The 20,605-nt window shown below is 71.7% G+C and carries 18 protein-coding genes; 17 read left to right on the top strand and 1 reads right to left on the bottom strand.

Annotated elements, in window-relative coordinates; genetic code table 11:
* The first annotated feature begins 50 nt into the window (after nucleotides 1-50).
* From ACGF2V_RS11820 to ACGF2V_RS11750, 15 genes are all read left to right on the top strand, one after another.
* Nucleotides 51-1,574 (top strand): sugar ABC transporter ATP-binding protein, encoded by a 1,524-nt coding sequence (locus tag ACGF2V_RS11820; RefSeq protein WP_362706513.1) that lies wholly within the window; start codon nucleotides 51-53, stop codon nucleotides 1,572-1,574.
* Nucleotides 1,571-2,614 (top strand): ABC transporter permease, encoded by a 1,044-nt coding sequence (locus tag ACGF2V_RS11815; protein ID WP_362706511.1) that lies wholly within the window; start codon nucleotides 1,571-1,573, stop codon nucleotides 2,612-2,614. The genes ACGF2V_RS11820 and ACGF2V_RS11815 overlap by 4 nt, the downstream gene beginning before the upstream one ends.
* A gap of 76 nt (nucleotides 2,615-2,690) precedes the next feature.
* Nucleotides 2,691-3,728: a substrate-binding domain-containing protein gene (locus ACGF2V_RS11810; RefSeq protein ID WP_362706508.1), complete on the top strand. Its 1,038-nt coding sequence runs from the start codon at nucleotides 2,691-2,693 to the stop codon at nucleotides 3,726-3,728.
* A 68-nt stretch (nucleotides 3,729-3,796) separates the two neighbouring features.
* Nucleotides 3,797-5,062 (top strand): Gfo/Idh/MocA family oxidoreductase, encoded by a 1,266-nt coding sequence (locus tag ACGF2V_RS11805; RefSeq protein WP_362623524.1) that lies wholly within the window; start codon nucleotides 3,797-3,799, stop codon nucleotides 5,060-5,062.
* A gap of 12 nt (nucleotides 5,063-5,074) precedes the next feature.
* Nucleotides 5,075-6,079, top strand: coding sequence for a sugar phosphate isomerase/epimerase family protein (locus ACGF2V_RS11800; RefSeq protein ID WP_362623521.1), 1,005 nt, complete (start codon nucleotides 5,075-5,077; stop codon nucleotides 6,077-6,079).
* Between the two features lie 400 nt (nucleotides 6,080-6,479).
* Nucleotides 6,480-10,223 (top strand): ThuA domain-containing protein, encoded by a 3,744-nt coding sequence (locus tag ACGF2V_RS11795; protein ID WP_362706506.1) that lies wholly within the window; start codon nucleotides 6,480-6,482, stop codon nucleotides 10,221-10,223.
* Between the two features lie 226 nt (nucleotides 10,224-10,449).
* Nucleotides 10,450-11,568 carry an inositol-3-phosphate synthase gene (locus ACGF2V_RS11790; protein WP_362623516.1) on the top strand — a complete coding sequence of 373 codons (1,119 nt, stop codon included), beginning with the start codon at nucleotides 10,450-10,452 and terminating at the stop codon, nucleotides 11,566-11,568.
* Nucleotides 11,565-12,872: a UbiA family prenyltransferase gene (locus ACGF2V_RS11785; RefSeq protein ID WP_362706504.1), complete on the top strand. Its 1,308-nt coding sequence runs from the start codon at nucleotides 11,565-11,567 to the stop codon at nucleotides 12,870-12,872. The genes ACGF2V_RS11790 and ACGF2V_RS11785 overlap by 4 nt, the downstream gene beginning before the upstream one ends.
* A complete protein-coding gene (locus ACGF2V_RS11780) occupies nucleotides 12,869-13,726 on the top strand; it encodes a sugar phosphate isomerase/epimerase family protein (protein ID WP_362623511.1) in 858 nt (285 codons plus the stop codon). Before ACGF2V_RS11785 ends, ACGF2V_RS11780 begins: the two co-directional genes overlap by 4 nt.
* A 94-nt stretch (nucleotides 13,727-13,820) precedes the next feature.
* Nucleotides 13,821-14,549: an EboA domain-containing protein gene (locus ACGF2V_RS11775; RefSeq protein ID WP_392911768.1), complete on the top strand. Its 729-nt coding sequence runs from the start codon at nucleotides 13,821-13,823 to the stop codon at nucleotides 14,547-14,549.
* Nucleotides 14,549-15,397, top strand: coding sequence for a TatD family hydrolase (locus tag ACGF2V_RS11770; RefSeq protein WP_362706498.1), 849 nt, complete (start codon nucleotides 14,549-14,551; stop codon nucleotides 15,395-15,397). The genes ACGF2V_RS11775 and ACGF2V_RS11770 overlap by 1 nt, the downstream gene beginning before the upstream one ends.
* Nucleotides 15,398-15,401: 4 nt before the next feature.
* Complete coding sequence (eboE, locus tag ACGF2V_RS11765) at nucleotides 15,402-16,580, top strand: metabolite traffic protein EboE (protein ID WP_362706494.1); 1,179 nt, start codon at nucleotides 15,402-15,404, stop codon at nucleotides 16,578-16,580.
* On the top strand, nucleotides 16,577-17,983 hold the full coding sequence (locus ACGF2V_RS11760) for a nucleotide pyrophosphatase/phosphodiesterase family protein (protein ID WP_362706492.1): 1,407 nt from the start codon (nucleotides 16,577-16,579) through the stop codon (nucleotides 17,981-17,983). Before eboE ends, ACGF2V_RS11760 begins: the two co-directional genes overlap by 4 nt.
* 31 nt (nucleotides 17,984-18,014) lie before the next feature.
* Entirely contained in the window at nucleotides 18,015-18,200 is a 186-nt protein-coding gene (locus tag ACGF2V_RS11755; RefSeq protein WP_392911711.1) for a hypothetical protein, read from the top strand.
* Nucleotides 18,152-18,481, top strand: a complete 330-nt coding sequence (locus ACGF2V_RS11750) for a hypothetical protein (protein ID WP_362706489.1) — start codon at nucleotides 18,152-18,154, stop codon at nucleotides 18,479-18,481. The genes ACGF2V_RS11755 and ACGF2V_RS11750 overlap by 49 nt, the downstream gene beginning before the upstream one ends.
* Before the next feature lie 149 nt (nucleotides 18,482-18,630).
* Here ACGF2V_RS11750 and ACGF2V_RS11745 read toward each other — a convergent pair whose 3' ends face one another.
* Entirely contained in the window at nucleotides 18,631-19,314 is a 684-nt protein-coding gene (locus ACGF2V_RS11745; protein WP_362706486.1) for a maleylpyruvate isomerase N-terminal domain-containing protein, read from the bottom strand.
* A gap of 244 nt (nucleotides 19,315-19,558) precedes the next feature.
* On the opposite strand from ACGF2V_RS11745, the gene ACGF2V_RS11740 reads away from it, so the two are divergent.
* Together ACGF2V_RS11740 and ACGF2V_RS11735 are read left to right on the top strand one after the other, a co-directional pair.
* A complete protein-coding gene (locus ACGF2V_RS11740) occupies nucleotides 19,559-20,125 on the top strand; it encodes a hypothetical protein (protein WP_362706483.1) in 567 nt (188 codons plus the stop codon).
* Entirely contained in the window at nucleotides 20,122-20,538 is a 417-nt protein-coding gene (locus tag ACGF2V_RS11735) for a hypothetical protein (RefSeq protein ID WP_362706481.1), read from the top strand. The genes ACGF2V_RS11740 and ACGF2V_RS11735 overlap by 4 nt, the downstream gene beginning before the upstream one ends.
* Nucleotides 20,539-20,605: the final 67 nt, after the last annotated feature.

The raw sequence follows: 20,605 nt of genomic DNA, 5'->3' as shown, positions 1-20,605 counted from the left end.
CTCTCGTCTGCGCTCGAGCAGGGAGACCCCATTCGCCGAGGGGATTCGTCATGGCACCAGAACCACCCCTGCTCACCATGTCCCACATCACCAAGTCGTTCCCGGGAGTCCGCGCCCTCGACGGTGTGGACCTGGAGGTCCGGGCCGGTGAGGTCCACTGCCTCCTCGGCCAGAACGGCGCCGGGAAGTCCACCCTCATCAAGGTGCTGGCGGGGGCCCACCGGCCCGACGGCGGCGAGATCTCCTGGTGCGGCGAGCCGGTCGTGCTCAAGTCGCCCGTCGCCGCGATGCGCCTGGGCATCGCCACCATCTACCAGGAACTCGACCTGGTCCAGGGCCTCTCGGTGGCCGAGAACGTCTTCCTCGGCCATGAGCCCACCACCGCCCGCGTCCTCGTCCGCACCCGCCGGGCACGCGCGGCCACGGTCGCGCTGCTGAAGCGCCTGGGGCACCCCGAGATCGATCCGGCACACGAGGTCGGCCGGCTTTCGGCGGCCGGGCAGCAGATCGTGTCCATGGCGCGGGCGCTCTCCCACGACGTACGGCTCATCGTGATGGACGAGCCGACCGCCGCGCTCGACCCGGACGAGGTCGACAACCTGTTCCGTGTCGTCGCCGCCCTCACCGCCGAAGGGGTCGCCGTCGTCCACATCTCGCACCGGCTGGACGAGATCCGTCGCATCGGCGACCGGGTGACCGTGCTGAAGGACGGACGCGCCGTCGCCGTGGGGCTGCCCGTCAGGTCCACGTCGACGCGCGACATCGTCGCCCTGATGACCGGCCGGGACGTCGAGCACGTCTTCCCGCCCCGCCCCGCGCGCGGCGCGCACGCGGCGGCCGACCCCGTGCTGAAGGCCGAAGGGCTGGCCAGGAAGGGCGAGTTCGCGCCGCTGGACCTGGAGTTGAGAGCGGGCGAGATCGTCGGCCTGGCCGGGCTCGTCGGCTCGGGACGTTCCGAGATCCTGGAGACCGTCTACGGGGCCCGCAGGCCGACCGCCGGACGGGTCACCGTCGCGGGCCGACGGCTGCGGCCCGGCAGTGTCCGCGCGGCGGTCGCCGCCGGTGTCGGACTCGCCCCCGAGGAACGCAAGGCGCAGGCCCTGCTGATGCTGGAATCCGTCACCCGCAACGTCTCCGTCTCCTCCCTGTCCCGCTTCGCCCGGGCCGGTTGGCTGGATCGCGGGGCCGAACGGCGCGCGGCCCGCGCCGCCGTCCGTGAACTCTCCCTGCGCCCCGACGACCCCGACGCACCCGTCCGCACGCTCTCCGGCGGCAATCAGCAGAAGGCCGTTGTGGCGCGCTGGCTGCTGCGCGGATGCCGCGTCCTGCTGCTCGACGAACCGACCCGCGGCGTCGACGTCGGCGCCCGCGCCGAGTTGTACGCGGTGATCCGCCGGCTGGCCGACGAGGGCCTCGCCGTCCTGCTCGTCTCCAGCGAGGTGCCCGAAGTGCTGGGCCTCGCCGACCGGGTGCTGGTGCTCCGCGAGGGCCGCGTCGTGCACACGGCGCCCGCTGGGGAGCTGGACGAGCACCGCGTACTCGCCCTCGTGATGGAAGGGAGTCCGACAGCATGACGCACCCCGTCTCCTCGGCACGGCAGGGCGGGCCGGACAGGGCGCACGCGCCGGACGCCGGCTCCTCGAAGCGGGACGCGCGCCGGCGCACCTCGGGACCGCGCGTGGACCTGCGCACGCTCTCGCTCCTTGGCGTCCTCGCCGTACTCGTCGCCGTCGGCGGGTTCACCGAGCCCGACACCTTCCTCGACACCGGCAATCTCCAGCTGATCCTGACCCAGTCCTCCGTCATCGGTGTCGTGACGGTGGGGATGACCTTCGTCATCACCAGCGGCGGCATCGATCTCTCCGTCGGTGCCATGGTCGCGCTCGCCTCCGTCTGGGCGACCACGGTCGCCACCCAGGAGTACGGCTTCGCGGGGATCCTGTTCACCGCCGTGGTCGTCGGGCTCGCCGCCGGGCTGGTGAACGGGCTGCTCATCGCGTACGGGCGGATGGTGCCGTTCATCGCGACCCTGGCGATGCTCGCCTCGGCGCGCGGACTCGCCCTGCAGATCACCGACGGCAGGACGCAGATCGTCACCGTCCGGTCGGTGCTCGACCTCGGGCTGCCCGGCTCGTACATCCTCGGCGTCCCGCCGCTGGTCATGATGTTCGCCGCGGTGACCGTCATCGGCTGGCTGCTGCTGAACCGCACCACCTTCGGGCGCCGCACGGTCGCCATCGGCGGCAACGCGGAGGCGGCCAGGCTGGCCGGCATCGACGTACGACGACAGCGGCTCTGCCTCTACCTGCTGTCCGGGCTGTGCTGCGGCATCGCCGCCTTCATGCTCGTCATCCTGTCCGGCTCGGGACAGAACACCAACGGCAACCTGTACGAGCTGGACGCCATCGCCGCCGCGATCATCGGCGGCACCCTGCTCAGCGGCGGGCGCGGCACCATCGTCGGTTCGGTGCTCGGCGTCCTCGTCTTCACCACCATCACCAACATCTTCGCGCTCAACAACCTCCAGAGCGATGTCCAGCAGATCGCCAAGGGAGCGATCATCGTCGCCGCGGTCCTGGTCCAGCGCCGCACGTCCGCGCACGGCGAGACCTGACACGCCCCGTGACGCCCGACTCCCCGCCCCGTTCCCCGTACGACACGCCACGCACCGGATGAAGGGTTGGACAGCCATGCCACACACCAGCCGCAGAGGACTGCTGTTCGGCACCGCGGCCGTGTCCGCGGGCGCACTCCTCACCGCCTGCACCAGCAACGAACCCAAGGCCGGGAACGCCGCGCGCAGCGGCGGCGCCGCGGCCGACGCCAGGCCCGGCAAGCACGTCACGATCGGCTTCGCCGGCCCGCAGGCCGACCACGGCTGGCTCAACGCCATCAACGAGAACGCCACTGCGCGGGCGGCGACGTACTCCGACGTGACGCTGGAGACCACCGAGGGCTCCAACGACACCGCCGCCCAGATCGGTCAGGTCAAGACCCTCATCAACAAGAAGGTCGACGTCCTGGTCGTCCTCCCCGCCGACGGCAAGGCACTCACCCAGGTCGGCCTGGAGGCCATGCGGGCCGGAATCCCCGTGGTCAACCTGGACCGGATCTTCGCCTCCCCGCAGGCGTACCGCTGCTGGGTCGGCGGCGACAACTACGGCATGGGCCTCAACGCCGGTACGTACATCGGCGAGCGGCTGAAGGGCAAGGCGGACGCCAAGGTCGTCGAACTGGCCGGCATCGACAACCTCGAACTCACCAAGCGGCGCAGCCAGGGCTTCGCCGACGCGTTGAAGAACTACCCCGACATCGAGCTGGTGGGTCGTCAGGCGGCCGAGTTCACCGTCGAATCGGGGCAGGCGAAGACGGCTCAGCTCCTCCAGGCGCAGAAGAGGATCGACGCCCTGTGGAACCACGACGACGACCAGGGCGTCGGCGCGCTGCGGGCCATTCAGCAGGCGGGCCGCGACGAGTTCCTGATGGTCGGCGGCGCCGGGTCCAGGGCGGCGATGGACGCCATCAAGGCCGACGACGGTGTGCTGAAGGCCACCGTCCTGTACCCGCCGACGATGGCCGCCTCCGCGATCGACCTGGCCCGCGCACTCGCCCAGGGCAAGGGCGTCGGCGGCCTGGCCGAGCTGGAGATCCCGAGCAGCCTCACCCTCTACTCGGCGGTGGTCACCAAGGAGAACGTCGACCAGTACCTGGCGACGGGCTTCGGCTGAGCCGCCCCGGGAGAGGGCACCGGCCCGCCCGCCGCACCCATCGAACGACCGACGAGGAGGAAGCCCGGATGGCCCGCAGGGAAGAGACCACGCAGGAGGCCGAGGCGCGGCCCCCGACGCACCGCCCGGTGCCGGGCGTGCCCGCGCTCGGGATCGGCATGGTCGGGTACGCGTTCATGGGCGCCGCCCACTCGCAGGGGTGGCGCACCGCCGGACACGTCTTCGAGCTGCCGATGAGACCGGTGCTCGCCGCGATCTGCGGACGTGACCGGGCGGCTGTCGACGCGGCGGCGGCCCGCCACGGCTGGGCGGCGGCGGAGACCGACTGGCGGGCCCTCGTCGCCCGGGACGACGTACAGCTCGTCGACATCTGCACCCCCGGCGACAGCCACGCCGAGATCGCCATCGCCGCGCTGGAGGCCGGCAAGCACGTGCTGTGCGAGAAACCGCTGGCCAACACGGTCGCCGAGGCAGAGACCATGGCCGAGGCGGCCGCACGGGCGGCGGCCAGCGGCCAGGTGGCCATGGTCGGCTTCAACTACCGCAAGGTGCCCGCGATCACCTATGCCCAAAGGCTGATCGGCGAGGGCCGGGTCGGCACCCTGCGCCACGTCCGCGCCGCCTACCTCCAGGACTGGCTCGTCGATCCCGAAGCGCCCCTCACCTGGCGGCTGCGACGGGAACGGGCCGGCTCCGGGGCGCTCGGCGATCTGGGCGCGCACATCGTCGATCTGGCGCAGTACCTGGCGGGGGAGCCGCTGACCGGGGTGTCGGCGCTCAGCAGGACGTTCGTGACGCGTCGGCCGCTGCCGGCCGGGCCGTCCGCCGGACTTCCCGCGACCCTCGGCCCCGGCGCACACCGGGACGGGGACGGTGGCGGGGACGGGGCGGTGACCGTCGACGACGCCACCGTGTTCACCGGCCGGTTCGCCTCCGGGGCACTGGCCTCCTTCGAGGCGACCCGGATGGCGGCCGGACGGAAGAACGCGCTGCGCCTGGAGATCAACGGGGAGCGCGGCTCGCTCGCCTTCGACCTGGAACGCCTCAACGAACTGTCCTTCCACGACCACACCGAACCCGCCACCACGGCGGGTTTCCGGCGCATCCTCGTCACCGAGCCCCAGCACCCCTACCTGGAGGCGTGGTGGCCGCCGGGCCACGCCCTCGGGTACGAGCACACCTTCGTCCACCAGGCCCGCGACCTGGTGCGGACGATCGCCGAAGGGGCCGCCCCCGCACCGTCGTTCGCCGACGGGCTGCAGGTCCAGCGGGTGCTCGCGGCGGTTCAGGAGAGTGCCGAGAACAACTCCGTACACACCCCCGTGGTTCTCTAGGAGGTCCCGCGCATGCCCCGTCCCTTCACCCTGTTCACCGGTCAGTGGGCCGACCTGCCGCTGGAGGAGGTCTGCCGGCTCGCCCGCGACTTCGGCTACGACGGCCTCGAACTCGCCTGCTGGGGCGATCACTTCGAGGTCGACAAGGCCCTGAGCGACCCCGGCTACCTGGACGGGCGGCGCGAGCTGCTCGACCGGTACGGGCTCAGGTGCTGGGCGGTCTCGAACCACCTCGTCGGCCAGGCGGTCTGCGACCACCCGATCGACGAACGCCATCAGGGGATCCTGCCGGCCCGGATCTGGGGCGACGGCGAACCCGAGGGAGTGCGCCGTCGGGCCGCCGAGGAGATGAAGGACACCGCCCGCGCCGCCGCCGCCTTCGGGGTGCGTACCGTCGTCGGCTTCACCGGGTCCTCCATCTGGCACCTGGTCGCGATGTTCCCGCCGGTCCCGCCGCACATGATCGAGCGCGGATACGAGGACTTCGCGGAACGCTGGAACCCGGTCCTGGACGTGTTCGACGCCGAGGGCGTGCGGTTCGCCCACGAGGTGCACCCCGGCGAGATCGCGTACGACTACTGGACCACGCGCCGCGCGCTGGAGGCCGTCGGCCACCGGGCGGCGTTCGGGCTGAACTTCGACCCGAGTCACTTCGTCTGGCAGGACCTCGACCCCGTGGGCTTCCTGTACGACTTCCGGGACCGGATCCACCACGTGGACTGCAAGGAGGCGCGCAGGCGGCTGGACGGGCGCAACGGCCGCCTCGGCTCCCACCTCCCGTGGGGCGACCCGAGGCGGGGCTGGGACTTCGTCTCCGCGGGGCACGGTGAGGTGCCGTGGGAGGACGTGTTCCGGATGCTCCGGTCCATCGGCTACGACGGGCCGGTCTCCGTGGAGTGGGAGGACGCGGGGATGGACCGGCTGGTGGGGGCGCCGGAAGCGCTCGCCACGTTGAAGCGGTACGACTTCGAGCCGCCGTCCGCCTCGTTCGACGCGGCGTTCGGGGGTGGAGACTGAGGACGTCCTCGCCACGGGGCGGGAGCGGCACATCCGAGACCGGCGTCGCGCACGGTGGGGACGGCGGTCGACGGCGTGCTCGCGCAGGGGCGGTGCGGCGACCGACCGCGTGCTCGCAGCGGCCGGGGGAGCGGGCCGCGCCCGTACGGTGGTCGGCCCGGTGGTCGCCCGGCGCTCCCCCTGCCCTCATCCGGCTTTGTCCCCGCGCGGGAAGAAGTCGGCCGGGAAGCCGCACAAGGGGTTTCCGGTGCGGACGAAGAGGGCTACCGTCCAAGGAATGTTCATGACATAACTGACCGTCAGGTGCCCTCCTCGGGCCCGGACGACCCGCGCGGCGGTCACCGCGCAGCACGGCACGGCAGCACCCGCCCGTACCACCGGCATTCTCCGGAGGACACTCGTGCACCGAACAAGAGCCAGGAACCGGAACGGAACGCGGCTCCGCGTCCGCGGAACCCTCGCGCTGCTCACCGGCGGCCTGCTGGCTGCGGCCAGCCTGGCCCTGGGCGTCCCGCCCGCAGCGGCCACGACGGCATCGGCCGGGACGGGGCCGGTGGCAGGTGCCACCGCCGACGCCGCGGCCGAGGGGCTCCAGCAGGTCACCCTCGCCAAGGGCGCCGCCGAGACCGGCGAGCCCATGACCCTCGCCGTCCTCCCCGACCGCAGCGTGCTCCACACCTCGCGCAACGGGGAGCTGCGCCTCACCGACAGCGGCGGAAACACACGCGTCATCGGGGCCGTGCCCGTGTACTCGCACGACGAGGAGGGCCTCCAGGGCGTCGCCGTCGACCCCGGATTCGACAAGAACCGGGCCGTCTACCTCTACTACGCGCCCCCGATGGACACCCCCGCGGGCGACGCCCCCGAGAACGGCACAGCCGCCGACTTCGCCCCGTTCGACGGGGTGAACCGCCTCTCCCGTTTCGTCCTCAAGAGCGACGGCACCCTCGACAACGCCAGCGAGAAGAAGATCCTCGACATCCCGGCGTCGCGCGGCATGTGCTGCCACGTCGGCGGTGACATCGACTTCGACGCCGACGGCAACCTGTACCTGTCGACCGGTGACGACACCAATCCGTTCGCCTCCGACGGATACACGCCCATCGACGAACGCCCGGGCCGCAACCCCGCGTTCGACGCCCGGCGCAGTGCCGGCAACACCAACGACCTGCGCGGCAAGATCCTCCGCATCAAGGTCGCCGACGACGGCTCGTACACCATTCCCGAGGGGAACCTCTTCCCGCCGGGCACGGACAAGACCCGTCCCGAAATCTACGCGATGGGCTTTCGCAACCCGTTCCGCTTCTCCGTCGACAAGGCCACCGGCATCCTCTACGTCGGCGACTACGGTCCCGACGCGGGCGCCGCCGACCCGAAGCGCGGCCCGGCCGGACAGGTCGAATTCGCCCGGGTGACCGGACCGGGAAACTACGGCTGGCCGTTTTGCGCCGGAGCGGGCGACGCCTACGTCGACTACGACTTCGCGACGAAGACGTCCGGCGCGGCGTTCGACTGCGGCGCCCCGAAGAACACCTCGCCGCACAACACCGGTCTCGTCGACCTGCCGCCCGCCCAGCCCGCCTGGATCCCGTACGACGGCGGCTCCCTGCCCGACTTCGGCACCGGCTCCGAGTCCCCGATGGGCGGACCCGTCTACCACTACGACGCCGCCCTCGACTCGCCCGTGAAGCTCCCCGAGGCGTACGACGGGCAGTTCTTCGCCGGGGAGTTCGGCCGCCGCTGGATCAAGGCCATCGCGCACGACGCCGACGGCACCGTCCGGTCCATCGACCCCGTCCCGTGGACCGGGACCCAGGTGATGGACATGGCCTTCGGACCCGACGGGGCACTGTACGTCCTCGACTACGGCACCGGCTGGTTCGGCGGGGACGAGAACTCCGCCCTGTACCGCATCGAGAACGCGGCCGGCGGGCGCTCCCCCAACGCGGTGGCCTCCTCGGACCGTACCTCCGGCACGGCACCACTGAAGGTCCGGTTCTCCTCGGAAGGCACCGTCGACCCCGACGGCGACACCCTCGCCTACGCCTGGGACTTCGGCGACGGCGGCGCCTCGACGGCCGCCGACCCCACGTACACGTACCGGAAGAACGGCACCTACACGGCCACCGTCACGGCCAAGGACCCGACGGGCCGCACCGCCTCGGCCAGTGTCCACGTCACGGTCGGCAACACGGCGCCGAAGGTCGAACTGCAACTCCCCGGGGACGGGCAGCTGTTCGGCTTCGGTGACGACGTGCCGTTCCGGGTGACCGTCACCGACCCCGAGGACGGCACCGTCGACTGTTCCAAGGTCGAGGTCCGCTTCGTCCTCGGTCACGACAGCCACGGCCACCCCATCACCACCGTCAACGGGTGCTCCGGCACCATCAAGACCGCCATGGACGGCGGACACGACCCCAACGCCAACATCTTCGGGGTCATCGACGCCTCCTACACGGACGGCGGAGGCGGCGGCCAGGCGCCCCTGTCCGGCCACGACCAGTCCCAACTCCAGCCGCGTCACCGTCAGGCCGAGCACTACTCGGCCTCGTCGGGCATCAAGGTCTACGGCAAGGCGTCGGCCCACGGCGGCAAGACCGTCGGCGACATCCACGACGGGGACTGGATCTCCTTCAAGCCGTACCTCCTCGGCGACTCCAACCGGCTCACCGCCCGCGTCTCGTCGGGCGGCAGCGGGGGCTTCCTGGAGGTGAGGGCCGGTTCGGCGACGGGCACGATCCTGGGCTCCACCCCGGTCCCGGTGACCGGCGGGTGGGAGACCTTCCAGGACGTCGACGTACCCCTGCGCAACGTACCCAGGAAGGCCACCGAGCTCTTCCTCGTCTTCAAGGGCGGCTCCGGAGCCCTCTACGACATCGACGACTTCGAACTCACCCGCAGCGCCGTGGACCAGAACGCCAAACGGGTCCTGGTCTTCTCGAAGACGGCCGGCTACCGCCACGCCGCGATCCCCGACGGCGTCGCCGCGCTCGGACAACTGGGCAAGGACAGCGGCATCACCGTCGACACGACCGAGGAGGCACGGCAGTTCACCACCGCCAACCTCGCCCGCTACGACGCCGTGGTCTTCCTGTCGACCACCGGTGACGTGCTCAACGCCGACCAGCAGAAGGCGTTCGAGAACTACGTGGCCACCGGCGGCGGCTACATGGGCATCCACGCGGCGGCGGACACCGAGTACGACTGGCCGTTCTACGGCGGACTCGTCGGCGCGTACTTCTCCTCCCACCCCGCGATCCAGCCCGCCACCGTCCGCGTCGAGGACCACGAGCACCCGGCCACGGCCCATCTCGGCGACGAGTGGAACCGCACCGACGAGTGGTACAACTACCGCACCAACCCACGCGGTCAGGCCAGAATCCTCGCCACGCTCGACGAGACCACCTACACCGGTGGCACCATGAACGGCGACCACCCCATCACCTGGTGCCAGACCTATCAGGGGGGCCGCTCCTTCTACACCGGCCTCGGCCACACCAAGGAGTCCTACGCCGACCCCGCCTTCCGACGGCTCCTCCTCGGCGGCCTGCGCTACGCCTCCGGCCAGGTGAAGGCCGACTGCACGCCCGACACCGGCCACCGGCCGATCTTCAACGGCAGGACGCTCGACGGCTGGAAGCAGGCGGGACCCGGCGGATTCGACGTCGTCGACGGCGAACTGCGCTCCGTCGGCGGCATGGGACTGCTCACCTACCGGGCCAAGGAACTCGGGGCGTACTCGCTCAAGCTCGACTGGAGGATGAGCGGCGACGACAACTCCGGGATCTTCGTCGGCTTCCCGGAGTCCGACGACCCCTGGTCCGCGGTGAACAACGGCTACGAGATCCAGATCGACGCCACCGACGCCCCCGACCGCACCACGGGGTCCGTCTACACGTTCAAGGCGCCGAACATCAAGGCCCGCGACCGCGTTCTGCGCCCGCCCGGCCAGTGGAACAGCTACGAGATCAAGGTCCGGGGCGAACGTCTCCAGGTCTTCCTGAACGGGGTGAAGATCAACGACTTCACCAACACCGATCCGGCCCGGAGCCTGAAGAACGGTTACATCGGCATCCAGAACCACGGTGCCGACGACCATGTGTCCTTCCGCGACATCCGGTTGAAGGAACTGCCCGAGGCTTAACGTAAGTGTCGGCCAACAGCCCTCGCTCTGAAGGTAGTTGGCTGCCCGTCTGGTGTCCGGTGGTCAATGCCGCCGGGCGGACGGCGGGCCGGGCGAGAAAGTGCCCCGCCCGCCGTCACGGCCCTGTCCCGTACCGTTCCGTCCCTTCGCGTCCCCACCCCGCCGCACCTCGTCGTACAGCGCGCTTCGCCCGGCCCGGCCAGGACCCCGACAAGGGAGGCAGCCCGTGTCAGCACCCGCCGCACGTACCGGAGTCTGGTTCATCGGAGCGCGCGGTTCCGTCGCCACCACCGCCGTGGCGGGCTGCGCCGCGGTCGCGGCGGGGCTCCATCCGGCGGTCGGCATGGTCACCGGGACACCACCGTTCGCCGACAGCGGGCTCCCCGCCCTCGGCTCGCTCGTCTTCGGCGGACACGACACCGCCGACCGTCCGCTGCCCGAACGGGCCGATGCGCTGGCCGCCGGGGGAGTGCTGCCGCACGGACTCCCGGCAGCGATTCACGACGAACTCGCCCAGGCCGACAAGGAGATACGACCCGGCGGGCCCCTGCCGGACGACACCCGCCGTGACGAGGACCTCGTCACCGACCTCGCCGCCGACCTCATGGACTTCGACCACCGCAACGGACTGTCCCGGACGGTCGTGATCAACGTCGCCTCCACGGAGCCCGCCCCGGCACCCGGTGACCCGAGACTGCCCGCCAGTTCGCTCTACGCCGCCGCCGCGCTCCGGGCCGGCTGCCCGTACGTCAACTTCACCCCTTCCACCGGGCTGCGCCACCCCGCCCTCCGGGACGTCGCCGCGCACTGCGGACTTCCGCACGCGGGCCGGGACGGCAAGACCGGCCAGACGCTGCTCCGTTCCGTGCTCGCCCCGATGTTCGCGCAACGCGCCCTGGCCGTACGGGCCTGGTCGGGCACCAACCTGCTGGGCGGCGGGGACGGCGCGGCACTCGCCGACCCGGGCGCGGCGCAGGCCAAGAACGCGGGCAAGGAACGCGTCCTCGCCGACGTCCTGGGCGCCGCCCCGCAGGGCGAGGTCCACATCGACGACGTACCGGTGCTGGGGGAGTGGAAGACGGCCTGGGACCACATCGCGTTCGACGGGTTCCTCGGGGCCCGCATGGTGCTCCAGACGACCTGGCAGGGCTGCGACTCCGCACTCGCCGCACCGCTGGTCCTGGACCTCGCCAGACTGGTGGCCCGCGCCCACGAAAGGGGGCTGACCGGTCCGCTGCCCGGGCTCGGCTTCTACTTCAAGGACCCTGACGGCGGACCCGCCGCGCTGTCCGAGCAGTACGCACGTCTGCTCGCCTTCGCCGACACCCTGCGCGGGCCGCGGTGAGCGCCCGCGCCTGGGCGGAACTGCTGCGGGTGTCCGCGCTGTTCACCGTCCCCGGCGACGCGCTCGCCGGGGCGGCGTCCACCGGCCGGTGCCCCGGCCGGGGCACCGCGCTCGCCGTCGGCGCCTCGCTCTGCCTGTACGAGGCGGGCATGGCGCTCAACGACTGGGCCGACCGCGACGAGGACGCCGTCGACCGCCCGCACCGCCCCATACCGTCGGGGCGGATCGCCCCCGGTGCGGCCCTGGCGGCGGCGGGAGCCCTGACGGCCGCCGGACTCGGACTCGCGGCCCGGGCCGGGCGCCCCGCCCTCGCGGTCGCCACGGGGCTGGCGGCGACCGTCTGGGCGTACGACCTCCGGCTCAAGCACACCCCGGCCGGACCGGCGGCGATGGCGGCGGCCCGCGCCCTGGACCTGCTGCTGGGCGCCGCCGCCACGGGCGCCACGACGCCGGGTGCGACGGGGCCGCGTGCGACGGGGCCGGGGCGCCCGGCGGGTGGCGGTGCGGGTCCACGCGCGGGCTCGCGACCGCGCCGCGACCCGAACGCGGGTGGCGGCGCGGTCACGGGCGGGCCCACGGCCCCGCGTGCCGGTTGTTCCCTCCGGACCGGTGGTTCCGTCCGGACCGGTGGTTCTGTCCGGACCGGTGGTTCCGTCCGGACCGGTGGTTCCGTCCGGACCGGTGGTTCCGAACAGGCCGGCGGTTCCGTACGGGTCGGCGGCTTTGCAGGGGCTGATGGTTGCGTACGGGCCGGTGGCTTTGTACGGACCGCCCTCCCGGCAGCCGGACTGCTCGGGGCGCACACCTACGCCGTCACCGCCGTCTCCCGGTACGAGGCACGGGGCGGCTCCACCGCCGTCCCTCTCGCCGCGCTCGCGGCCATGGCGGCACTGGGCGCCACGGCCCTGCGCGAACGGCGCGACCGTCGCGATCCGGGCGGGGCCGTGGGCCCTGCCTCGCACGCCGGGCGGGCCGCGGACCCGCCCCCACCCGCCGCCCGCGTCCGGGCGCGACGGCGGCGGCCCCCGTCCTCACCCTCGGCACCCGCCACCCCCACCGCTCCCCGCCTCCTCGTCACCGCACTCACCGGTGCCTACCTCCGCACCGCAGCGGGCCCCCTCCTGCACGCCGCCCTGAACCCGTCCCCGCCGCTCACCCAGCGTGCCGTGGGCGCCGGTGTCCGCGCGGTGATCCCGCTCCAGGCGGCTCTCGCCGTACGCGCGGGAGCGGCCGGCACGGGCATCGCCGTCATGGGACTCGTCCCACTCGCCCGCACTCTCGCCCGGAAGGTGAGCCCCACATGACCGTCCGCCTCGGCTACGGCACCAACGGGCTGACCGACCTCCGCCTCGACGATGCTCTCGCACTTCTCGCCGACCTCGGATACGACGGCGTCGGCCTGACCCTCGACCACATGCACCTCGACCCGCTCGCCCCGGACCTCGCCGCACGCACCCGTCGCGTCGCGGCCAGGCTCCAGGAACTCGGCCTCGGCGTCACCGTCGAGACCGGCGCCCGCTACGTCCTCGACCCCCGACGCAAGCACGGCCCCTCCCTCCTCGATCCGGATCCCGACGCCCGTGCCGCCCGCACCCGGCTGCTCGTCCGGGCCGTCGACGTCGCCGCCGACCTCGGCGCCCACGCCGTCCACTGCTTCAGCGGCACCATGCCCCTGGGCACCGCCCCCGACGCCGCCTGGCGGCGTCTCACCGCGTCCCTCGCCCCCGTCCTGGACGCCGCCGACCGCCGCGGCATCCCCCTCGCGATCGAACCGGAACCCGGACACCTCCTCGCCTCCCTCGACGACTTCCACCACCTGCGCGCCCTCACCGACGATCCGGAACCGCTCGGCCTCACCCTCGACATCGGCCACTGCCAGTGCCTGGAAACCACCCCACCCGCCGACTGCGTCCGCGAAGCCGCCCCCTGGCTGCGGCACGTCCAGATCGAGGACATGCGCCGGGGCGTCCACGAACACCTCCCGTTCGGCGAGGGCGAGATCGACTTCCCGCCCGTACTCGACGCGCTCGACGCCCTCACGGACGCCGGATACCGCGGCCTCACCGTCGTCGAACTGCCCCGCCACTCCCACGCCGGTCCCGAACTCGCCCGCGCTTCCATCGACTTCCTGCGCGCACACGGCCCGTCGAGACGCTGACACCGCCGAAGGGAGCAACGCCATGCCGACGAACCCCCTGATGAACCCGACGGATGCAACGAACCCGACGGACCCGACGAACCCGGCGACCCCGATGGGCCCGACCTCGACGCCCCCGGCGAACCCGGCCCCCGTGAAGGCCCCGGAGACGACGTCGGCCCCGGCCCCGCTGCTGACCCGCGAGGAACTCGACGCCCGGCTCGGCGGGGCCGCGCGCGCCTGGCTCGACGAGGCGCTCGCCGAGGCCGAACACGCCGCCGTCCACGAGGGGGCCGAGCAGCGCGGCGGACCGTACGGCGCACCCCCGTGGGAGCTGCGTTACGCCGCCGCCGGCCGGAACTGCGGACCGGAGCACGCCGACTCGGTACGCGCCCTGCTGCTCATCGAGGCCCGTGCCGCCCTGCCCGCCGTCACCCGGCTCTACGAACAGGGCACCGCGGCCGAGCGGCGCGCCGTACTGCGCACGCTCCACCTGCTGGACCTCGGCCCCACCGCCCTTCCGCTCGTCGAGGACGCCCTGCGCACCAACGACACCCGACTGATCGCCGCGGCCGTCGGCCCGTACGCCGCCACCCACCTCGACGCGCACAACTGGCGCCACGCCGTTCTCAAGTGCCTCTTCACCGGTGTGCCCGTGGACGCCGTCGCCCAACTGGGACGTCGTTGCCGCAAAGACGCCGAACTCGCCCGCATGCTGAGCGACTTCGCCGCCGAGCGGATCGCGGCCGGACGTGACGTCCCCACCGGTCTCACCCGCCTTCTCGGCCTCACCGCCCCCGGCCCCCAGCTCCCCGGTCCCACCGCCCCCACGGAGGAGTCCTGATGCGCATCTTCGACCCCCACATCCATATGACCTCCCGCACCACGGACGACTACCGGGCCATGTACGACGCGGGCGTCCGCGCGCTCGTGGAACCCTCCTTCTGGCTCGGCCAGCCCCGCACCTCGCCCGCCAGCTTCTTCGACTACTTCGACGCCCTGCTCGGTTGGGAGCCCTTCCGCGCCGCCCAGCACGGCATCGCCCACCACTGCACACTCGCTCTCAACCCCAAGGAGGCGAACGACCCCCGCTGCACCCCCGTCCTGGACGCCCTGCCCCGCTACCTCGTCAAGGACTCGGTCGTCGCCGTCGGCGAGATCGGCTACGACTCCATGACACCCGCCGAGGACACCGCCCTCGCCGCCCAGCTCCAGCTCGCCGCAGACCACGACTTGCCCGCGCTCGTGCACACACCGCACCGCGACAAGCTCGCCGGGCTGCACCGCACCCTCGACGTCCTGCGCGAGTCCGACCTCCGTGAGGAACGGGTCCTGCTCGACCACCTCAACGAGACGACCGTCAAGGACGCCCTGAACAGCGGCTGCTGGGCCGGATTCTCCATCTATCCCGACACCAAGATGGACGAGGACCGCATGATCGAGGTCCTCAGGACCCACGGCACCGAGAGGATCCTCGTCAACTCCGCAGCCGACTGGGGCAGGAGCGACCCGCTCAAGACCCGCAAGGTGGGCGACGCGATGCTCGCCGCCGGGTTCGGAGCGGACGACGTCGACCGGGTGCTCTGGCGCAACCCCGTCGCCTTCTACGGGCAGAGCGGCCGTCTCCAGCTCGACACCGTCGTACCGCCGCCCCTCCACGAGGGCAACTCCATCCTGCGCGGCGGGGAGTGAGACGATGCGCTTCCGCCACCCCGACGGCTCCACCGTCCACCTCTCGTACTGCACCAATGTCCATCCCGCCGAAACCCTCGACGGCGTGCGCGCCCAACTGCGCGACCACTGCGAACCGGTCCGCCGCCGGCTCGGCCGCGACCGCCTCGGGATCGGTCTCTGGCTCGCCCGGGACGCCGCCCGCGCCCTCGTCCAGGACCCGTCCGAACTGCGCTCCCTGCGCGCCGAACTCGACCGTCGCGGACTGGAAGTCGTCACCCTCAACGGCTTCCCGTACGAGGGCTTCGGCGCCGACGAGGTCAAGTACCGGGTGTACCGGCCCGACTGGACCGATCCCGAACGGCTCGCCCACACCACCGCCCTCGCCCGTCTCCTCGCCGGACTCCTCCCCGACGACGTCACCGATGGAACCATCTCCACCCTCCCCATCGCCTGGCGCACCCCCTTCGCGTCCGACGCCGAAGCCGCCCATCTCGCCCACACCGCCCTCACCACCCTCGGGGAACGCCTCGACGCACTCGCCGAACTCACCGGCAAGTCCATCCGCGTCGGCCTCGAACCCGAACCGGGCTGCGCGATCGAGACCACCACCGACGCCCACGCACCCCTCACCGCCATCGGGCACCCGCGCATCGGCATCTGCGTCGACACCTGCCACCTGGCCACCTCCTTCGAGGACCCCGACAGCGCCCTCGACGCACTCGACGCCGCGGGCATCCGTGTCGCCAAGGCCCAGCTCTCCGCCGCACTGCACGCCCAACACCCCCACCTCCCCGAGGTGCGCTCCGCGCTCGCCGCCTTCGCCGAACACCGCTTCCTCCACCAGACCCGCACCCGCACCGCCGCCGGGGCCCTGCACGGCACCGACGACCTCGACGAGGCCCTCACCGGCCCGGCCCTGCCCGACGGCGCCCCATGGCGCTCCCACTTCCACGTCCCCCTCCACGCACTGCCCACGCCCCCACTCACCTCCACCCTTCCCGTACTCCGCTCCGCACTGACCCGACTGGTCGGCGGCCCCCGCCCGCTCACCGCGCACCTGGAGGTCGAGACCTACACCTGGCAGGCGCTCCCGGCCGCCCTGCGCCCCCGATCCCGCGCGCAACTCGCCGACGGCATCGCCGCCGAACTCACCCTCGCCCGCGACCTCCTGGCCGACCTCGGCCTCAAGGAACTCCCATGACCCAGGCCGAGCCGCCCCGCACAGGCGGCACACCCACCCCTCTCCTCGTCATCGACGTCGTCGGTCTCACTCCGCGCCTCCTCGACCACATGCCCCGGCTCAAGGCCCTGGGACGCTCGGGCACCCGCGCCGCGCTCGGCACCGTGCTCCCCGCCGTCACCTGTGCCGCCCAGTCCACCTTCCTCACCGGGACCACGCCCGCCGAGCACGGCATCGTCGCCAACGGCTGGTACTTCCGCGAGCTGGGCGACGTCCTGCTCTGGCGCCAGCACAACGGACTGGTCGCCGGTGACAAACTCTGGGACGCCGCCCGCCGTGCCCACCCCGGCTACACCGTCGCCAACATCTGCTGGTGGTACGCGATGGGCGCCGACACCGACATCACCGTCACCCCCCGCCCCGTCTACTACGCGGACGGCCGCAAGGAACCCGACTGCTACACCCGTCCCCCCTCCCTGCACGACGAACTCACGGACAGATTCGGCACGTTCCCCCTCTTCCACTTCTGGGGTCCCGGCGCCGACCTCGTCTCCTCCCGGTGGATCGTCGACACGACCCGCTACGTCCTCGACACCCGCCGCCCCGACCTGGCGCTCTGCTACCTCCCGCACCTCGACTACGACCTCCAGCGCCACGGCCCGGACGACCCCCGCGCCCACCGGGCCGCGGCCGAACTCGACCGGGCCGTGGCACCCCTCCTGGACGACGCGCGCCGCGAGGGCCGTACCGTCGTCGTCCTCTCCGAGTACGGCATCACCCGCGTCGACCGGCCCGTCGACATCAACCGGGCCCTGCGCCGCGCCGGCCTCCTGGAGGTCCACACCCAGGACGGCATGGAGTACCTGGACCCGATGGCCTCGCGCGCCTTCGCCGTGGCCGACCACCAGATCGCCCACGTCTACGTACGCCGCCCCGAAGACCTCGCGGCGACCCGCGAAGCCCTCCAGGACCTTCCGGGCATCGAGCAACTCCTCGACGACGAGGGCAAGAAGGCCAACGGCCTGGACCATCCCCGTTCCGGGGAACTGGTCGCCGTCGCGGACCCGGACGCCTGGTTCACGTACTACTACTGGCTCGACGACGCCCGCGCGCCCGACTTCGCGCAACTCGTCGAAATCCACCGCAAACCCGGCTACGACCCCGCCGAACTCCTCCTCGACCCTGAGGACCCGTACGTCCGGATCAGGGCCGCGACCGCCGTCGCCCGCAAGAAACTCGGCATGCGCTACCGCATGGCGGTCGTGCCCCTGGACCCCTCACCTATTCGAGGCAGCCACGGCCGCCTTCCCATGAGCGACGAAGAAGGACCGCTCATCCTGTGCTCCACCCCCCACGCGTTCACCGGCCCCGTCCGGGCCACCGAAGTGAAGTCCTTGCTCCTCGAGCTTGCCGGACTGCACTGACAACGCCCCGTCCCCGCGACGGAGTTCCCGCATGAGCCGCCGTACTCCCGCAGATCCCGAACTCGCCCGCCGGCTCGGCAGCGGCTCCGTGCTCGGCGTCGCCGCCGGAGCCACCGCCGCCGCGCTGCTCGGCGCCGCCACGACGAGGCGGCCCGCGACGGCTACCGCATGGTGGACGTCGTCACGCCTCATATGGCCAGGCACTCCTTCGCCCTGAAGATGCTGGTCGCTCTGCAACACATCATGGACAAGAGGTTCGGGATGACTGCGGAGGAGAGGCGGAACTTCCGCCTTCTCTACGGCGATGCCTGGCATCTGGTGAGAGTCCTTCTTGATCACCAGAGCGAGGAGACCACCCGCCGGATCTACCTTGCGCCCGTTTCGGACCTGCAGGTGAGGTCGCTGCTGCTGGAGGAGGACGGTTCCGAAACCGGCGAACTCTTGGCGCAGATCGCGAAGTTGTCGGAACGCGTGCTGGACAGCGAGGTCGTGGCGTGAAGGGTAATGGCCGAGGACGCCGGGCCCCGCTGCCGGACGGTGGCCACCGCCGCAAGCAGCCCTTGGCAAAGGCTTCCCTCCGCGAGGACGGCTGTCATCGGGTCGTGCAGTTGACTACGGGTCCCTGGTCGCGGTCCGTGGTCGCGGCGTCAGCCGAGCGTGAGCCACCGAATGCCAAGCTGTTCGACCTGCGCGGTCTCCGCCGCGTTGAGCGGCTCGCGCCCGGTGACCTTGCGCAGGAACTTGGGTTGGTCCCAGCCGAGTTCCAGCGTCGCGGTCATCTGGTCCGGGCCGAGCAGCAGCTCCAGCACGGCATCTGCGGCCTGCGGGGTCAGCCACGGTTCGCGCCCCAGCGCTTCGGCCAAGTCCAGGCCGTGGACGGCGACCTCGACCACCCGGGTGACCAGGAACTGCGACAGGAGCATCGCATCCCCGTGACGAGTACGCGCGACGCGGTCCTCGGGCTCGGCGCGGCACAGCCGGTCCACCCGCTGCCACGTCGCGGCGAAGTCCTCGGCGAGCGCGGCACCGCTGGCCTGCCCGGCCGCGTGGTCCTGAGCCAAGGCGATACGGGCAGTGTTGGTCTGCGGGGCGAAACGGTCGTCGGGCCGGTAGTACTCCACCGCGGACACCTCGGCCTTGTCCGGCGGCGGAGCATCCAGCATGCCCGGCAACCAGGCGATCACCACTCGGACATGTCCCAACAGCTCTCGCACGGACCAGGGTTCACACCGCGTCGGGAGATCCCACTCCGCCTCCGACAGACCTGCGACCGCCCGGGAGAGTTCCCCGGCTTCGAGGCGAAACGCCTCCAGCACCCGGCCCTGATTCATGGTGATCAAGCTACCAGCGGCTTCCCCCCCAACTGACCAGAGAGTGATCTGCATCACTGCGAGAAGACGGAAACGCAACACCACCGACCATGAGCGCCGCAAAATCGCTCCCGAAGGGAGCGCCTGCTCAATGGCAACACGGACTCCACTGCACACGGCCTCTGCGGACACAAGCCGCACCCTGGCCTGGCACATCGCGCGTCGGCCCGGCGGGCTAGTGGCTCTCGCGGTTCAGTACGGACACATGCGCACTCTGATCAGTAGCGGTTACGCGGCCCGTTCCCGCGGCGGCATTCACGACCTGCTGGATTTCGAGACGGCCCGCACCGTCGCCGAGAGCCTCAGCGACGTCCACGAGGCCCTCCAGGAGGGTGAGGGAGTGTCCGGCCCGGCTGCCCGGCGCCTCGTCCTCGCCGCCGCCCAGCAGCAGCACCGCTTCGGCGGCATGATCGCCACCGTCCGCCAGGCTCGCAGCCTGCTGGCAGACCCGACATTGAACGTCTTCGAGAATAAGGCAGCCTTCCTGTTCTGCAACTACGACCGGACCAAGGCGCTTTGCCATCCAGGCCGCGGGGGTAAGAGCGAAGCTCCGAGTCTGGACCGCTGCCGGAGCAACTGCGCGAACGTTGCCCGCACCGACAGCCAGGTGCTGCAGATGAAGATCGCCGCCGGTGGCCTGCGGTCCCAGGCCGCTTCCGGGCTCGTCCCCACACCGCTGGCTGAACGCTTGAGGGAGAAAGCCGACATCCTCAGCGAGCTGGTCGAACGTCACTACAGCGGCCGCATCACCACCGACCTGGAGGAAACATGAAAGCGGACGAGACCAAGGAGCGGGCGAATATCCGGGCGGCTATGGACCGGCTGCTGGCGGGCACCCCGCTGCGATCCGACGGAGCCGTGACCGTGGTCGCGCTCGCCGTCGAGGCCGACGTGAAGCGGCACGTTCTCACCCACCGGCACACCGATCTCAAGGACGAGTTTTACGCGAAGATCCGGGCCAGGGGGCAGGTGCCGGACAGCGAACGCAAGCTGCAGGAAGAGCTGAAGAAGACCAAGGAACGGCTCGCGGAGGTCATCAAGGAAAACAAGAAGCTGCAGGCGGAAAACGAAGCCTTCGCACGGGTCGTGAACGTGCTCGCGGTTGAGAACGACCAGCTCCGCGGTGACCGAGGCCGGACCCGTAGCCCCGTTGTCGCCCTGCCGAGCGGTCGTGAGCCTGTCTAGCGAAGTGTTCGCCACAGTCGCTCTGTCTTACGAGACACCTCCCTGATGATCAGCGGCCGGTTGGCCG

Origin of the sequence: Streptomyces sp. NPDC047982, from assembly GCF_043204165.1 — a bacterium.
Classification (GTDB): domain Bacteria; phylum Actinomycetota; class Actinomycetes; order Streptomycetales; family Streptomycetaceae; genus Streptomyces.
This window is presented reverse-complemented; position numbering and strand designations above follow the sequence as displayed.

Bases quoted from the DNA above. Each gene is read 5' to 3' on its own strand.
- ACGF2V_RS11820 (WP_362706513.1), top strand. From the start codon at position 51: ATGGCACCAGAACCACCCCTGCTCACCATGTCCCACATCACCAAGTCG.
- ACGF2V_RS11815 (WP_362706511.1), top strand. From the start codon at position 1,571: ATGACGCACCCCGTCTCCTCGGCACGGCAGGGCGGGCCGGACAGGGCG.
- ACGF2V_RS11810 (WP_362706508.1), top strand. From the start codon at position 2,691: ATGCCACACACCAGCCGCAGAGGACTGCTGTTCGGCACCGCGGCCGTG.
- ACGF2V_RS11805 (WP_362623524.1), top strand. From the start codon at position 3,797: ATGGCCCGCAGGGAAGAGACCACGCAGGAGGCCGAGGCGCGGCCCCCG.
- ACGF2V_RS11800 (WP_362623521.1), top strand. From the start codon at position 5,075: ATGCCCCGTCCCTTCACCCTGTTCACCGGTCAGTGGGCCGACCTGCCG.
- ACGF2V_RS11780 (WP_362623511.1), top strand. From the start codon at position 12,869: ATGACCGTCCGCCTCGGCTACGGCACCAACGGGCTGACCGACCTCCGC.
- ACGF2V_RS11775 (WP_392911768.1), top strand. From the start codon at position 13,821: ATGGGCCCGACCTCGACGCCCCCGGCGAACCCGGCCCCCGTGAAGGCC.
- ACGF2V_RS11770 (WP_362706498.1), top strand. From the start codon at position 14,549: ATGCGCATCTTCGACCCCCACATCCATATGACCTCCCGCACCACGGAC.
- eboE (WP_362706494.1), top strand. From the start codon at position 15,402: ATGCGCTTCCGCCACCCCGACGGCTCCACCGTCCACCTCTCGTACTGC.
- ACGF2V_RS11760 (WP_362706492.1), top strand. From the start codon at position 16,577: ATGACCCAGGCCGAGCCGCCCCGCACAGGCGGCACACCCACCCCTCTC.
- ACGF2V_RS11755 (WP_392911711.1), top strand. From the start codon at position 18,015: ATGAGCCGCCGTACTCCCGCAGATCCCGAACTCGCCCGCCGGCTCGGC.
- ACGF2V_RS11750 (WP_362706489.1), top strand. From the start codon at position 18,152: ATGGTGGACGTCGTCACGCCTCATATGGCCAGGCACTCCTTCGCCCTG.
- ACGF2V_RS11745 (WP_362706486.1), bottom strand. From the start codon at position 19,314: ATGAATCAGGGCCGGGTGCTGGAGGCGTTTCGCCTCGAAGCCGGGGAA.
- ACGF2V_RS11740 (WP_362706483.1), top strand. From the start codon at position 19,559: ATGCGCACTCTGATCAGTAGCGGTTACGCGGCCCGTTCCCGCGGCGGC.
- ACGF2V_RS11735 (WP_362706481.1), top strand. From the start codon at position 20,122: ATGAAAGCGGACGAGACCAAGGAGCGGGCGAATATCCGGGCGGCTATG.